This window comes from Streptomyces sp. NBC_00872 (assembly GCF_045161915.1).
Lineage (GTDB): Bacteria > Actinomycetota > Actinomycetes > Streptomycetales > Streptomycetaceae > Streptomyces.
Window position 1 is genome coordinate 7,017,867 of the sequence record NZ_CP108806.1, and the last position, 13,823, is coordinate 7,031,689.

General features: G+C 70.0%; 14 protein-coding genes. 8 read left to right on the forward strand and 6 right to left on the reverse strand.

The genetic code is table 11. From position 1 onward, the window contains the following. Positions 1-32 precede the first annotated feature (32 nt). Complete coding sequence (locus OG214_RS30000) at positions 33-2,675, forward strand: FHA domain-containing protein (protein ID WP_405986496.1); 2,643 nt, start codon at positions 33-35, stop codon at positions 2,673-2,675. A 134-nt stretch (positions 2,676-2,809) separates the two neighbouring features. Here the strand turns inward: OG214_RS30000 and OG214_RS30005 are convergent, their stop codons facing one another. From OG214_RS30005 to OG214_RS30015, 3 genes are all read right to left on the reverse strand, one after another. Then, a complete protein-coding gene (locus tag OG214_RS30005; RefSeq protein WP_405986497.1) occupies positions 2,810-3,403 on the reverse strand; it encodes a transglycosylase SLT domain-containing protein in 594 nt (197 codons plus the stop codon). A 274-nt stretch (positions 3,404-3,677) separates the two neighbouring features. After that, complete coding sequence (locus OG214_RS30010; protein WP_405986498.1) at positions 3,678-4,814, reverse strand: S-adenosylmethionine:tRNA ribosyltransferase-isomerase; 1,137 nt, start codon at positions 4,812-4,814, stop codon at positions 3,678-3,680. Continuing rightward, positions 4,811-5,509: an SDR family NAD(P)-dependent oxidoreductase gene (locus tag OG214_RS30015; protein WP_405986499.1), complete on the reverse strand. Its 699-nt coding sequence runs from the start codon at positions 5,507-5,509 to the stop codon at positions 4,811-4,813. Before OG214_RS30015 ends, OG214_RS30010 begins: the two co-directional genes overlap by 4 nt. 236 nt (positions 5,510-5,745) lie before the next feature. On the opposite strand from OG214_RS30015, the gene OG214_RS30020 reads away from it, so the two are divergent. The 3 genes from OG214_RS30020 (at position 5,746) to OG214_RS30030 (ending at position 7,998) form a co-directional block, all read left to right on the forward strand. Then, positions 5,746-6,903, forward strand: a complete 1,158-nt coding sequence (locus OG214_RS30020) for a GAF domain-containing sensor histidine kinase (protein WP_383041815.1) — start codon at positions 5,746-5,748, stop codon at positions 6,901-6,903. Between the two features lie 16 nt (positions 6,904-6,919). Continuing rightward, positions 6,920-7,594 (forward strand): response regulator transcription factor, encoded by a 675-nt coding sequence (locus OG214_RS30025; RefSeq protein ID WP_363086179.1) that lies wholly within the window; start codon positions 6,920-6,922, stop codon positions 7,592-7,594. A 155-nt stretch (positions 7,595-7,749) separates the two neighbouring features. Further along, on the forward strand, positions 7,750-7,998 hold the full coding sequence (locus OG214_RS30030; RefSeq protein ID WP_363086177.1) for a chaplin: 249 nt from the start codon (positions 7,750-7,752) through the stop codon (positions 7,996-7,998). A 439-nt stretch (positions 7,999-8,437) separates the two neighbouring features. On the opposite strand, the gene OG214_RS30035 is transcribed toward OG214_RS30030, so the two are convergent. Beyond that, entirely contained in the window at positions 8,438-9,232 is a 795-nt protein-coding gene (locus OG214_RS30035; RefSeq protein WP_363085186.1) for a hypothetical protein, read from the reverse strand. A gap of 125 nt (positions 9,233-9,357) precedes the next feature. Between OG214_RS30035 and OG214_RS30040 the strand changes: the two genes are divergently transcribed. From OG214_RS30040 to OG214_RS30055, 4 genes are all read left to right on the forward strand, one after another. After that, positions 9,358-10,149, forward strand: coding sequence for an ABC transporter ATP-binding protein (locus OG214_RS30040; RefSeq protein WP_363085185.1), 792 nt, complete (start codon positions 9,358-9,360; stop codon positions 10,147-10,149). Between the two features lie 73 nt (positions 10,150-10,222). After that, positions 10,223-10,651: an NfeD family protein gene (locus tag OG214_RS30045; RefSeq protein ID WP_363085184.1), complete on the forward strand. Its 429-nt coding sequence runs from the start codon at positions 10,223-10,225 to the stop codon at positions 10,649-10,651. A gap of 90 nt (positions 10,652-10,741) precedes the next feature. Further along, positions 10,742-11,671, forward strand: coding sequence for an SPFH domain-containing protein (locus OG214_RS30050; RefSeq protein ID WP_129769718.1), 930 nt, complete (start codon positions 10,742-10,744; stop codon positions 11,669-11,671). A gap of 63 nt (positions 11,672-11,734) precedes the next feature. Further along, positions 11,735-12,511, forward strand: coding sequence for a sulfite exporter TauE/SafE family protein (locus OG214_RS30055; RefSeq protein ID WP_405986500.1), 777 nt, complete (start codon positions 11,735-11,737; stop codon positions 12,509-12,511). A gap of 76 nt (positions 12,512-12,587) precedes the next feature. Here the strand turns inward: OG214_RS30055 and OG214_RS30060 are convergent, their stop codons facing one another. Both OG214_RS30060 and OG214_RS30065 read right to left on the reverse strand, forming a co-directional pair. After that, positions 12,588-13,100 (reverse strand): HNH endonuclease, encoded by a 513-nt coding sequence (locus OG214_RS30060; RefSeq protein WP_363085182.1) that lies wholly within the window; start codon positions 13,098-13,100, stop codon positions 12,588-12,590. 142 nt (positions 13,101-13,242) lie between these two features. Beyond that, positions 13,243-13,782: a YbhB/YbcL family Raf kinase inhibitor-like protein gene (locus OG214_RS30065; protein ID WP_405986501.1), complete on the reverse strand. Its 540-nt coding sequence runs from the start codon at positions 13,780-13,782 to the stop codon at positions 13,243-13,245. Positions 13,783-13,823: the final 41 nt, after the last annotated feature.

The window sequence follows — 13,823 nt, forward strand, 5'->3', positions numbered from 1 at the left end:
GGACAATCGGGGGACAACAAGTGGGGCATGGAGTGCCGGAACTCGTACTTGAATTGAACGGAAGGACCTGGGCACTCGATCCGTCCAGGTCGTACACCCTGGGCCGCGACCCCCAGGGTGACCTGGTGATCGATGACGCCAGGGTCTCGTGGCGCCATGCCACCATCAGCTGGGGCGGCCGGAACTGGGTCATCGAGGACCACGGCAGCACCAACGGCACCTATGCGCAGGGCCGGCGCATCCAGCGGCTGGACATCGGACCCGGCTCGGCCGTGTATCTCGGCAACGCCACCGACGGACCCCGGCTCAGCCTCACCGGCGGCGGAGCGGCGGGCGCGGGTGCGGGTGCGGGTGCGTACGGCGCACAGGGACCGGCTCAGACACAGCAGGCGGAGCAGGACTGGCAGCAGGCCCAGCAGGCCCAGCAGGCCCAGCAGGCTCAGCAGGCATCCGCGCAGGGGCAACAGGCCTGGCAGCAGCAGCCGGGGACACCGCAGCAGCACGGCCAGGCGCCGCCGCGGCAGAGACAGGTGCCGCACCAGCAGGGCCCGCACCAGCAGGGCCCGCACCAGCAGGGTCCTCACCAGGGCGGCGGCCCCGGTGCCTCCTTCCCGCAGCAGGCCCCGGCCTCCGGCGGTGCCGCGGGGGCCCCGCCGGTGTACGGCGACCGCAGCCCGACCACGTTCCACCAGCTCTCCCTCGGCCGTGTGATGCGTATCGGCCGCGCGCTGGAGAACGAACTGGTCGTCGCCGACCTCCAGGTCTCGCGGCTGCACGCCCAGTTCACGGCGACGCCCGACGGCCGGTTCGAGATCCGTGACCTCGGTTCCCACAACGGCACCTATGTCAACGGCCAGCCGATAGCCAAGTCCGGCACCGTACAGATCGGCCCCAACGACATCGTCGGCGTGGGCCACTCGACGTTCCGTCTGGTCGGCGACCGCCTGGAGGAGTTCGTCGACACCGGCGAGGTCTCCTTCTCCGCCCGTCATCTCACGGTGACCGTCGACGGCGGCAAGCAGATCCTCAAGGACGTCTCCTTCGGTGTCCCGGAGAAGTCGCTGATCGCGGTCATCGGTCCGTCCGGCTCCGGCAAGTCCACGCTGCTCAAGGCGCTCACCGGCTACCGCCCCGCCGACCAGGGCGATGTCCTCTACGACAACCGGAATCTGTACAAGCAGTTCGCCGAGCTGCGCCAGCGCATCGGTCTGGTCCCGCAGGACGACATCCTGCACAAGGAGCTGTCCGTCAGAAAGGCGCTCAAGTACGCGGCCAAGCTGCGCTTCCCCGGTGACACCGCCGAGGCCGAGCGCGAGGCCCGGATAGACGAGGTGCTGCGCGAGCTGAAGCTCGACATCCACAAGAACAAGAAGATCACCTCGCTCTCCGGCGGTCAGCGCAAGCGTGTCTCCGTGGCACTGGAACTGCTCACCAAGCCGTCGCTGATCTTCCTGGACGAGCCGACCTCAGGTCTCGACCCGGGCATGGACCGCGATGTCATGCAGCTGCTGCGCGGTCTCGCCGACGACGGCCGTACGGTCCTGGTGGTCACCCACTCCGTGGCCGAACTGGCGCTCTGCGACAAGCTGCTGGTGATGGCCCCCGGCGGCGCCGTGGCGTACTTCGGCCCGCCGGAGGAGGCGCTCAACTTCTTCGGCTACACCACCTGGGCCGATGTCTTCTCCGCCTTCGAGAACTACCGCGACTACGACTGGGCGGGCCGCTGGCGTGGCTCGCAGCACTACCAGATGTACGCCGCCGACATCGACGCCGTCGCGGCACAGTCCGTACATATGCCGCCGCCGCAGCAGATGCGTCCGCCGAAGGCGCAGAGCTGGGTCTCCCAGCTGCTGACACTGATCCGCCGCTATGCCTCGGTCATCGCGTCGGACAAGGGCTTCATGGCGCTGATGGTGATCCTGCCGGCCGTGCTCGGGGTGGTCAGCGTCGTCATCCCGGCGAAGTTCGGCCTCGGCCCGCCGGAGGCGCCGTCCCAGTTCAACGGCGACGCGGGCACGATCATGCTGATCCTCGCGGTCGGTATGTGCTTCTCGGGCGCGGCCAACTCCGTACGAGAACTGATCAAGGAACGGGTGATCTACGAACGGGAACGGGCCACCGGCCTCTCCCGCTCCGCCTATCTGATGTCCAAGGTGATCACGCTCGGTGTGATCACGGCCATCCAGGGCGTCATCATCTGCGGTATCGGTTTCGCCACCCGCACCCTGCCCGAAGAGGGCCTGATCATGCCGCCGGCCGTCGAGATCTGCCTGGTCGTGATCGCCCTCGGCTTCACCTCGATGATGTTCGGCCTGGTCATCTCCTCGCTGGTGAAGACCGCCGAGAAGACCATGCCGCTGCTGGTGATGTTCGCGATCGTCCAGGTCGTCTTCACCGGCATCCTCTTCCAGGTCTACGACTCGCCGGGGCTGGAGCAGTTCGCCTGGCTGATGCCGTCCCGCTGGGCCATCGCGGGCGCGGGCTCGACCCTCGATCTGGCACACCTCATGCCGCCGTGGGACCAGGACAACCCCACCAATCTGGACCCGCTGTGGGAGCACTCGGCGAGCCAGTGGGGGATGAACATCGGCATCCTGCTGTTCATCGGGGTGGTCTGCGGGTTCGCGGTGTCGCGGCTGCTGCGCCGTCATGAGCCGGAGGTCATGCGCAAGTAGCGCGCGGGCGGGGGTCACCCGCGTACGCGTACGCGCGAACACGCGCGTACGCCGCGGATATACGCATACGCCGGAGGGCGGCACCCCGTGTGGGTGCCGCCCTCGTGGCTTCTGTGCCCTCAGCGCCGTTCGGCTCAGTAGGCGCTGTTGACGTTGTCCATCGAACCGTACTTGTCCGCGGCGTAGTTGGCGGCGGCCACGATGTTGGCGACCGGGTCCCAGATGTCGAACGGGGTGCCCTTGACGTGGTACGCCTGGAACGTCGGCGGAATGACCTGGAGCAGACCCTTAGACGGTATGCCGTTCTTGGCGTTGATGTCCCAGAGGTTGATGGCCTTCGGGTTACCGCTGGACTCGCGGAGGATGTTGCGGTGCAGCCCTTCGTACGAGCCGGGGATGCCGTTCTTCTTCATGATCGACAGCGCCTCGCGGATCCACCCGTCCAGGTTGTCCGGGTAGGCCGCCTTGGCGGGCTTGCTGTCGGCCGTCTTGACGGCGGTGATCTCCTTCGCCGCGCTCGCCTTCAGGGCCGAGCTGTGCACACCGCCCTGGGTGCTCGACCAGGCCACGGGCGCGCTGGCGACATGGGTGTCGGCGCCGGTGTTGCCACCGGGAACCAGCGAGAACGTGACGGCCGCGACACCTGCGGCGGCGATGCCTGCGATCGAAGCCTTGCGGGTCGTGGTCCTGTTCAGGCTACGGAGATCAGCGATGCGTGACGAGAACATGAAAGACGTACCTCTTCGAATTGCGGGGAGTCGCGAAGGCCGGTTGGCCAGCCAGCTCGGCGGCGACGAACGCAATTCTTAGCGGCAGCAAAATCCTGTGGCAAAGGTGTGACGTACGACCCTGGGTAGTGCGGCGGGGCGCTCAACCGGCGTCCAAATGCCCGTTTACGCCACGCTCACACCCCTTTGTTCATCGACTAGACGGCTTCGTAAGTGATCCACGTCCTATGTGCGGGCTCACATCGGGGGTGGGGCGATATGACCGTTCGTTGCTTCAGCAATGCGATGAGTGAGCGGTCTCGTCCGGGAGGACGAGATGGACGTCCCCGAACTCGTGCCAGAGATAGAGATGTTCCAGCGCCTCCTGGTAACCCCGCTCCAGCGCCGCGCGCCCGGCGATCGCCTCCAGCATCAGCAGATGCGAGGCCTCCGGCTCGTGCAGCCCGGTCAGCAGCCCGTCCACGGCGCGCACCCCGCGCCGGGGCGTGATCACCAGATCCGTCCATCCCGAGGCCGCCCGCACCACACCGTCGGTCCCGGCCGCCGACTCCAGGGCCCGTACCGCCGTCGTACCGACCGCGATGATCTTTCCGCCGCCCGCCGCGGCGGCGTTCACCAGCCGGGCCGTCGTCTCCGGCACCTCGAAGCGCTCCGGGTACGGCGGCTCGTGCGCCTCCGCCGACGCCACCCCCGTATGCAGCGCCAGCGGGGCGAACCGCACTCCCCGCCGCACCAGCTCCCTGACCGTCCCCGCGGTGAAGGGACGGCCCGCGCTCGGCATCTCCGCGGAGCCCGAGCCGTCGGGGGAGGGGAGCGCGAAGACCGTCTGATACGCGGACAGCGGCTGGTCCCGCTCCGTGTACCCGTACCGGATCGGCCGCCCGTAGCGGCGCAGCAGTCCCGGCACATCGGGGCACGAGACCCGCGCCCACCACAGCCGGACCCCCTCCGGGTCCAGGGGCTCCTCCAGTACGAGCCGCTCGCCGCCCGGCAGCCGTACGACCGCCCCGGCAGGGCCCCCGGCCCTGGGCACGGTGGTGCCCGCCCCGGCCGCCCCGGCCGGCGACGGTGTGCGCAGTTCCACCGCCCACCGGCCGTCGTCACCCTGGGTCGAGAAGTGCGTCACGACCCGCGCGCCGCCCAGCCGCCCGTTGACCGCGGCCGGCAGCGTCGCCGACGTGTTGACCACCAGCACATCCCCGGCCCGGAGCAGATCAGGCAGCTCAGGGAAAGTGTGATGAGTCACGTCGGTGCCCCGGGAGACCAGCAGACGTACATCGTCCCTGCCCGAGCCGCGCTGTTCCGCCGGGACCCGCGCCGACAGCTCCTCGGGCACCCGCAGCGCACGCAGCGCCCGCGGCATCCCCGCGCCCTCCCGCCTCGTCGCCCACCCCGCCGTCGGGCGCCTCATACGGTCACGTCCCGCAGAGCGGGAGCCGTGTACCGGCCGCTCGGCGGGCGCCGCTCCAGCAGCCGCAGAAAACCGGGCACCACCGACTCCGGATCCGGCCGCGGATCCGGGTCGTCCGGCACGGCCGCCGTATAGAGGTCCGTCCCCATGTCGCCCGGGTCGACGCTCCACACCCGCAGCTCCGGCTCCTCCACCGCGAGCACGGCGGCGAGCTGGTCCAGCGCCGCCTTCGACGCCCCGTAACCGCCCCAGGTCCCGTACGCCTCCGCCGCCGCGTCCGAACTGACCGTGATCACCGCGCCCGGAGTGCCCGCGCGCAACAGCGGCAGCGCCCGCTGCACCAGGCCGAGCGCCGCGACCACATTGGTCTCCAGCGCCGTCCGCAGTCCGTGCAGCGGCAGCGCGTCCAGCCGTACGAGCGGCTCCGCGCCCAGCGCGCTGGCATTGCTCACCAGCAGATCGAGCGCCCCCAGTCCGGCGGCGGCGGTCACCAGTTCCTCCCGGTGCACGGCGTCCGTGACATCCCCCGTGAGCGCCACCACCCGTGTTCCGTACGCCCTCGCCTCGCCGGCCGCCCCTTCCAGTGCGGGCGCGGTCCGGGCGTCCAGCACCAGATCCCAGCCGCTCCGGGCCAGCGCCACGGCCAGCGCGCGCCCCAGTCCCTTCGAAGCCCCCGTGATGATCGCTACGGGCATGACATCCGCTCCTTCCGCCGGATCGGCGCGCTCCGGTGCCCGCCGACGCCACCCAACGTAGGAACGCCGCCCTCCTCATCGCCTCGGACGCGGGCCCTGTCCACTCAGGGCATTCGCCCTAGGCCGCGCCGAGGCCGCGCCGAGGTCGGGCCTAGGCCGGTCCTAGGTCATCGGCCCCGGCCGGAGGCGGTCGCGAGGCGGATACGGGCTGCCCGACCCGCCGGTACGGTGAAAACATGAGTCACCGACCCGGCTCCGGCCTCGCCGCCGTGAGCAGCGCGCTTCTCGCGATGAGCAGACGTCTGGAGGTGCGTGACGTCCTCAAGACGATCGTCGCCTCGGCCCGCGAACTGCTCGACGCCGAGTACGCGGCGCTCGGTGTCCCGGACGACCACGGCGGCTTCGCCCAGTTCGTGGTGGACGGCGTCAGCGACGAACAGTGGCGGGCCATCGGGCCGCTGCCCCGCCAGCACGGCATCCTCGCGGCGATGCTCCACGAGGAGAAGACCGAGCGTCTCGCCGATGTGCGCAGGGACCCGCGGTTCGGGGGCTGGCCCTCCGCCCACCCCGACATGTCCGACTTCCTCGGCCTGCCGGTCAGGGACGGTGACGAGACGCTCGCCGCGCTCTTCCTCGCCAACAAGCGCTGCCCCCGGGCGGAGTCCTCCCGCGGCCGGCGCTGCGGATTCACCGAGGAGGACGAGGAACTCCTCGCGATCCTCGCCCAGCACGCCGCGATCGCCCTCACCAACGCCCGGCTGTACGAGCGCAGCCGCGAACTCACCATCGCCGAGGAGCGCTCGCGCCTCGCGCATGAACTCCACGACGCGGTCAGCCAGAAGCTCTTCTCGCTCCGGCTGACCGCCCAGGCCGCCGCCGCCCTGGTCGACCGCGACCCGGTCCGCGCCAAGGGCGAACTCCAGCAGGTCGCCGCTCTCGCCGCCGAGGCCGCCGACGAGCTGCGCGCCGCCGTGGTCGAGCTGCGCCCCGCGGCCCTCGACGAGGACGGGCTCGTCCATACGCTCCGCAACCATGTCCAGGTGCTCGACCGCGCCCACTCGGCCGAGGTCACCTTCGGCACCTCCGGGATACGGGCCCTGCCCGCGGCCCAGGAGGAGGCGCTGCTGCGGGTGGCCCAGGAGGCACTGCACAACGCGCTGCGGCACTCGGGGGCCGACCGGGTGGGGGTCGCCCTCGCCCGCCGGGGCCAGGGCGCGGTCCTCAGCGTCACCGACAACGGCAAGGGCTTCGAGCCCCGGACGGTCCGCAGGGCGGGCCGCCATCTCGGGCTGGTCTCGATGCGCGACCGGGCGAGCGGTGTGGGCGGCAGACTCAGGGTGAAATCGGCGCCCGGACAGGGCACCACGATCGAGATGGAGGTGCCCGGTGGCTGAAGAGGGCAGGGGCGCCGTGGAGCGCTCCGCCGACGGGACGGCGGCGGGGCGCGGGCGGGCGATCCGCGTTCTGCTGGTCGACGACCACCAGGTGGTCCGCCGCGGACTGCGCACGTTCCTGGAGATCCAGGACGACATCGAAGTGGTGGGCGAGGCGTCGGACGGCGCCGAGGGGGTCGCCCGCGCCGGGGAACTGCATCCCGATGTCGTACTGATGGACATCAAGATGCCCGGTATGGACGGTATCGAGGCGCTGCGCAAGCTCCGTGAGCAGGCCAGTCCGGCCCGAGTGCTGATCGTCACCAGCTTCACCGAGCAGCGCACCGTGGTCCCCGCCCTGCGGGCCGGGGCCTGCGGCTATGTGTACAAGGACATCGACCCCGAGGCGCTGGCGGGCGCGATCCGCTCCGTCCACGCGGGCCATGTGCTGCTCCAGCCGGAGGTCGCGGGCGCGCTGCTGGCCCAGGACGACTCCGGCACCGGCCAGGGCAGAGGGACCTCGCTCACCGAGCGGGAGCGGGAGGTGCTCGGACTGATCGCCGACGGGCGCTCCAACCGGGAGATCGCCCGTGCGCTGACGCTCTCGGAGAAAACTGTCAAGACGCACGTTTCGAACATCCTGATGAAGCTGGATCTCTCGGACCGTACGCAGGCGGCGCTCTGGGCCGTCCGACATGGGGCGGCGGACTGAAGCGGCCGAAGCGGACCGTCGTCCTCCGGTCTGAGATTCATACCGTCGTGTGTATGTCACCCACACGGCGCATCCTGACCGCCGCTCGGGCGTTCTTCATGGCGTAACCACGGCGTACTGCCGTGGTCATTGATCACACGATTAAGGAACATCCCATGAAGGTTGCCAAGAAGGCCGCTCTGGTCCTCGTCACCGCCGGCCTCGCGGCGGGCGCCTCCGCCGGTGCCGCGTTCGCCACGGATGGCGGCGCCCACGCCCTCGGCACGGCGAAGAACTCCCCGGGTGTCGGCTCCGGCAACGCCATCCAGGTCCCGGTGCACATCCCGCTGAACCTCACCGGCAACACGGTCAACGTGATCGGCCTGCTGAACCCGGCCTTCGGCAACCACTCGGTCAACCACTAGGGCTGAGCCCCGGGTCGGCCCCCCCTTTTTTGGGCTCGGTTCGCCTCCGGGGCGCTTTTTGTCGGCGCCGACAGTCGATCGTGCTCGGTCCGGTCGTTCCTCACGGCCTGTGCGCGTTCTCCTTTTCGGCGCCGACGCGCCCCTTCGGCTCACTCGCCGGCGGGCGACAGCGGCCGGAACATGTCCGCGTCCCGAGGCGGCCGAGGTGACCGGGATCCGGGTGGGGCCCGCCCCGGCCGCCCCTGGGGTACGGATGCGTTCGGGCCGCGCACGGCCGCCGGCGAGTGAGCCGAAGGGCGCGCCGCTGTCGAAAGGGAGAGCGCGTGCAGGTCCGTGAGGAACGAGCGGACCGAGCACGGTCGACCGTCGACAGTGGCAGAAAGCGCCCGGAGGCGAACCGAGCCCTCAAAAAAGGGGGCCCGGAGGCGGACCGAGCCCCTTAAAAATGCGGCTCTTGCCTCTGCCGTTCCTCCACGTACGCGTTGTACGAGGCGACCCGCGCCCGTCGGGCCACCCGCTCGACCGGGCGCAGGGCCGCTCCGCGCGCCGCCATCTCCGACGCGCTCACCGCACCGCCGTGCCCGTGCTCGTACGCCAGCGAGACCAGCAGTCCGACCCGCTCCGCCAGTTCGAGGACCCGGACCGCACGCGGCGGGTAACCGGGCGCCAGTACCTCGCGGCCCCGCTCCGCCCGTGCCCGGTACGCGTCCAGGGCCGCCTCCGCCACCGGGCCCGAGGCCGCCACGTCCAGCCGTGAGATCACCTCCGTCGCCTCCCGCAGCGCCTCGGCCAGCTCACGCTCCGCCTCCCCGAGCGAGGGCACATCCGCCGGCGGGGCCTCCCGTACCGGCAGACAGTGCCAGAGGACCTCGGTATGGCGGTCCCCCTCCGGGCCCACCGAGGTGACCTCGGGCACCAGACCGTACGGCGCACCCGTCGCGACGACGGCCTCCTCGGCCTCCAGCGCGCGGGCATTGAACTCCGGAGGTCCGCTCAGCCCCAGCGGATGTCCCGGTACGGGCAGCGCCACCCGGTATCCCGTCACCCCGAGCGCCCGTAGCCGCCCCAGCGCCAGCGTGAGCCCGACAGGACCGGCCTCGCCCGGCAGCCCCTCCACCCGGTGCGGCGCGTCATCACCGACCACGGCGAGCACGGCGTCGTCCGGCGATACAAACCCGGCCAGAAGGGCGTTTCCCCAAGCGGCCAGCAGTCCTGAGCGTGGTTGCGAATGCATGGACCCAGCCTAGGGAACGGACCTCAGGGCCGGACCACTCGACCGGTGGCGTAGATTTTCCGGGGAGATGCGCCCACAGGCGCACCCGGAACCTCAAGACGATTGCATGGGGAGACAACGCGCTCATGAGCGATGTACTGGAGCTGGTGGACGTATCCGTGGTCCGCGACGGACGCGCTCTGGTGGACGATGTCTCCTGGTCGGTCAAGGAGGGGGAGCGCTGGGTGATCCTCGGCCCCAACGGCGCGGGGAAGACCACCCTGCTCAATCTCGCCTCCAGCTACCTTTTCCCGACCGGCGGGCAGGTGACCATCCTCGGCGACCGGCTCGGCAAGGTGGACGTCTTCGACCTGCGCCCGCGCATCGGCATCGCGGGCATCGCCCTGGCCGAGAAGCTGCCCAAGCGCCAGACCGTCCTCCAGACCGTGCTGACCGCCGCGTACGGCATGACCGCGACCTGGCACGAGAACTACGACGAGGTCGACGAGCAGCGCGCCCGCGCCTTCCTCGACCGGCTGGGCATGACCGAGTACCTCGACCGCAGATTCGGCACCCTCTCCGAGGGCGAGCGCAAGCGCACCCTGATCGCCCGCGCGATGATGACCGACCCGGAGCTGCTCCTGCTGGACGAGCCCGCGGCCGGTCTCGACCTCGGCGGGCGCGAGGACCTCGTGCGCAGGCTCGGCCGTCTCGCCCGCGATCCGTACGCCCCCTCCATGATCATGGTGACCCACCACGTCGAGGAGATCGCGCCGGGCTTCACCCATGTCCTCATGATCCGTCAGGGCAAGGTGCTCGCCGCCGGACCCATGGAGACGGAACTGACCTCCCGCAACCTCTCCCTCTGCTTCGGTCTCCCGCTCGTCGTCGAGCGCAACGGTGACCGCTGGACGGCGCAGGGACTGCCGCTCCGCTGACGCCGGCAACGCCGCTCGGCTGACCGGATATCACCCCTGTCCCGACAGGGATCGCCGGACCTACCATGACCAGGTGGAAATCGAAGCGTGGGTGTGGTGGCTGATCGGCGCCGTCGGTCTGGGGATTCCGCTCGTTCTGACCGCGATGCCCGAGTTCGGAATGTTCTCCGCCGGGGCGGTCGCCGCCGCCGTCACCGCCGCGCTGGGCGGCACCGTGGTGGCCCAAGTCCTCGTATTCGCCGTGGTGTCCGTCGCGCTCACCGTGGTGGTCCGCCGTATCGCGAGCCGGCAACGCGGCTCCAGTCCCGGAGCGGCCACGGGAATTGACGCGCTGAGAGGCCGACAGGCCATCGTTCTCGAACGTGTCGACGGCCGTGATGGACGTATCAAGCTCGCCGGTGAGGTCTGGTCGGCGCGCGCCCTCGACGCGGACGCGTCGTTCGAACCCGGCCAGCAGGTCGATGTGGTCGAAATCGACGGTGCGACAGCCGTGGTGATGTGAGCCAACCCTGTGGAACGCTCCCCATACACGCTCCTGGTCTGAGAAACTCGATCATCAGAACATCCGGCAGCGAAGGGCCCGAGATACGCGATGCCATCAATCATCATCGTCCTGGTCATCCTGGTGGTGCTTGTATTCATCGCCCTGATCAAGACGATCCAGGTCATCCCGCAGGCAAGCGCCGCCATCGTGGAGCGGTTCGGCCGCTACACCCGAACTCTCAACGCGGGCCTGAACATCGTGGTCCCGTTCATCGACTCGATCCGTAACCGGATCGACCTCCGCGAGCAGGTCGTCCCCTTCCCGCCGCAGCCGGTGATCACGCAGGACAACCTGGTCGTCAACATCGACACCGTCATCTACTACCAGGTGACCGACGCCCGCGCGGCGACCTATGAAGTCGCCAGCTATATCCAGGCGATCGAACAGCTCACCGTCACCACGCTCCGCAACATCATCGGTGGCATGGACCTGGAGCGGACCCTCACCTCCCGTGAGGAGATCAACGCGGCGCTGCGCGGCGTCCTCGACGAGGCCACCGGCAAGTGGGGCATCCGCGTCAACCGCGTCGAGCTGAAGGCCATCGAACCGCCGACCTCCATCCAGGACTCGATGGAGAAGCAGATGCGCGCCGACCGTGACAAGCGCGCCGCGATCCTCACCGCCGAGGGCATCCGCCAGTCGCAGATCCTCACCGCGGAGGGCGAGAAGCAGTCCGCGATCCTCCGCGCGGAGGGCGAGGCCAAGGCCGCGGCCCTGCGCGCCGAGGGCGAGGCCCAGGCGATCCGTACGGTCTTCGAGTCGATCCACGCGGGCGACCCCGACCAGAAGCTGCTCTCGTACCAGTACCTCCAGATGCTCCCCAAGATCGCCGAGGGAGACGCCAACAAGCTCTGGATCGTGCCCAGCGAGATCGGCGACGCCCTCAAGGGACTCAGCGGTGCCTTCGGTAATCTCGGCGGCGGGATGCCGGGCTTCGACACCGGCAAGGAGCGCCGCCAGGACCCCCCGCTGGACTGACCGTACTGCCCCTTCGTGCATGATCGGTGCATACCGCACCGATCACCGAAGGGGCAGCGTGCTGTGACCATCTGGGAGATGCTCGCCGTCTTCGTCGCGGGCATCAGTGCCGGGACCATCAACACCATCGTCGGCTCCGGCACCCTCATCACCTTCCCCGTCCTGCTGGCGACCGGCCTCCCACCGGTCACCGCGACCGTCTCCAACGCCCTTGGACTCATACCGGGTTCGATCAGCGGAGCCATCGGCTACCGCGCCGAACTCGCCGGCCAGCGCCGCCGGGTGCTGCGGCTGAGCGTCGCCGCACTCGCCGGCGGTCTCACCGGCGCCACACTGCTGCTCGTCCTGCCCTCGACGGCCTTCGAGACGATCGTGCCCGTCCTGGTCACCATCGCCCTCGCCCTGGTGATCTTCCAGCCCCGGCTCACCAAGGCCGTCCAGGCCCGCCGCCGGCGCAGAGGCACCAGCGCCCGCCTCGACGGCGGTCCGCTCCTGTTCGCCGGACTCCTCTTCGCCAGCGTCTACGGCGGCTACTTCACGGCGGCCCAGGGAATCATCTACCTCTCCCTGATGGGCATGCTGCTCGACGACAGCCTGCAACGCCTCAACGCCGTCAAGAACATCCTCGCCGCCGTCGTCAACAGCATCGCCGCGCTCTACTTCCTCTTCGTCGCCCACTTCGACTGGACGGCCGTCGTACTCATCGCCGTCGGCTCCGCGCTGGGCGGCCAGATCGGCGCCAGGGTCGGCCGCCGTCTGCCACCGGTCGCGCTGCGCGCGCTGATCGTCGCCGTCGGCGCGGTCGCCATCGCACAGCTCCTGATCCGCCGCTACGGCTGACACCGAAGACGCGCGGACACACAGGAGCCCGCCCCCGGATCCGGGAGCGGGCTCTCGCCGTACGTCGTCGTGGGCCTTACGCGGCGGACCGCACGCCTATCAGCCACTGCGGCAGCTCCGAACGCTCACCCGCCCGCAGCGACAGCAGCATCGCGTCCGCCGGGGACGGTACGAACGGGTCGTGCAGCAACGGCATCCCCGCCTGCTCCGGCGTACGGTCGGCCTTGCGGTGGTTGTCCTCGGCGCAGGAAGCGACGGTATTCAGCCAGCTGTCGGCGCCACCCCGGGACCGCGGCACCACATGGTCCACCGTCGTCGCGCGTCTGCCGCAGTACGCGCACCGGTGCTGGTCCCGTACCAGAACACCCCGCCTCGACCACGGGGCCTGTCTTCGAAAGGGCACCCGCACATAGCGGCAGAGCCGGATCACCCGGGGCACCGGAAGCTCCATGGTGGCCGCACGGACACGGAGACCGGGATGAGCCTGCTCGACAACGGCCTTGTCCTGGAGCACCAGCACCACCGCACGGTTGAGTGTCACCGTCGACAGCGGCTCGAAGCTCGCATTCAGTACCAGCGTGTCCCGCATCCCGCCCACCTCCCGTGTGCCGGCCCACCACCTGGCGGGCTGGGATCAACTCTGGCCGGGCACGCCGAGGGGGACAACACAATAAAAAGTGCCCTGCCCTGGTCTCTCCAAGACCAGGGCAGGGCAAACAAAAGGAAAACGGTCAGCTCTTGGCCGGAGCGGCGTACTCGCCGATGAGCTGCGCACGAGCAAGCGTGTGGAATCGCAGATTGAAGCCGACGAACGCGGGCGAGGCGTCACTGTCGGGCCCCAGCCGCTCGGTGTCCACGGCGTACACCGTGAACACATACCGGTGTGCCGGATCCCCGGCCGGCGGCGCCGCGCCCCCGAAGTCCTTCGACCCGTAGTCGCTCCGCGCGTGCACCGCGCCCTTGGGCAGCCCCTCGAACGAACCGCTGCCCGCACCCGCCGGCAGCTCGGTCACCGACGCCGGGATGTCGAAGAGCACCCAGTGCCAGAACCCGCTGCCGGTCGGCGCGTCGGGATCGAAACATGTCACGGCGAAACTCTTGGTCTCCGCGGGGAAGCCCTCCCAGCGCAGCTGCGGTGAGGTGTTCCCGGCCGCGTAGACCTGCGCGTCCTTCAGCACCGCCCCGGGCGCGATGTCCTCACTCACCACCGTGAACGACGGCACCTGCGGATGGAAGTCATGAGGGAGCGGAGCCCTCTTGCCCTCGGTCAACGTCTGAACCTCCGAATCGGCCGTCCCGCCGGCCCGTGTGC

Excerpts from the sequence above, each read along its gene's own strand:
- OG214_RS30005 (WP_405986497.1), bottom strand. The coding sequence starts at position 3,403 with ATGTTCTCGTCACGCATCGCTGATCTCCGTAGCCTGAACAGGACCACG.
- OG214_RS30010 (WP_405986498.1), bottom strand. The coding sequence starts at position 4,814 with ATGAGGCGCCCGACGGCGGGGTGGGCGACGAGGCGGGAGGGCGCGGGG.
- OG214_RS30015 (WP_405986499.1), bottom strand. The coding sequence starts at position 5,509 with ATGCCCGTAGCGATCATCACGGGGGCTTCGAAGGGACTGGGGCGCGCG.
- OG214_RS30020 (WP_383041815.1), top strand. The coding sequence starts at position 5,746 with ATGAGTCACCGACCCGGCTCCGGCCTCGCCGCCGTGAGCAGCGCGCTT.
- OG214_RS30030 (WP_363086177.1), top strand. The coding sequence starts at position 7,750 with ATGAAGGTTGCCAAGAAGGCCGCTCTGGTCCTCGTCACCGCCGGCCTC.
- OG214_RS30035 (WP_363085186.1), bottom strand. The coding sequence starts at position 9,232 with ATGCATTCGCAACCACGCTCAGGACTGCTGGCCGCTTGGGGAAACGCC.
- OG214_RS30040 (WP_363085185.1), top strand. The coding sequence starts at position 9,358 with ATGAGCGATGTACTGGAGCTGGTGGACGTATCCGTGGTCCGCGACGGA.
- OG214_RS30050 (WP_129769718.1), top strand. The coding sequence starts at position 10,742 with ATGCCATCAATCATCATCGTCCTGGTCATCCTGGTGGTGCTTGTATTC.
- OG214_RS30060 (WP_363085182.1), bottom strand. The coding sequence starts at position 13,100 with ATGCGGGACACGCTGGTACTGAATGCGAGCTTCGAGCCGCTGTCGACG.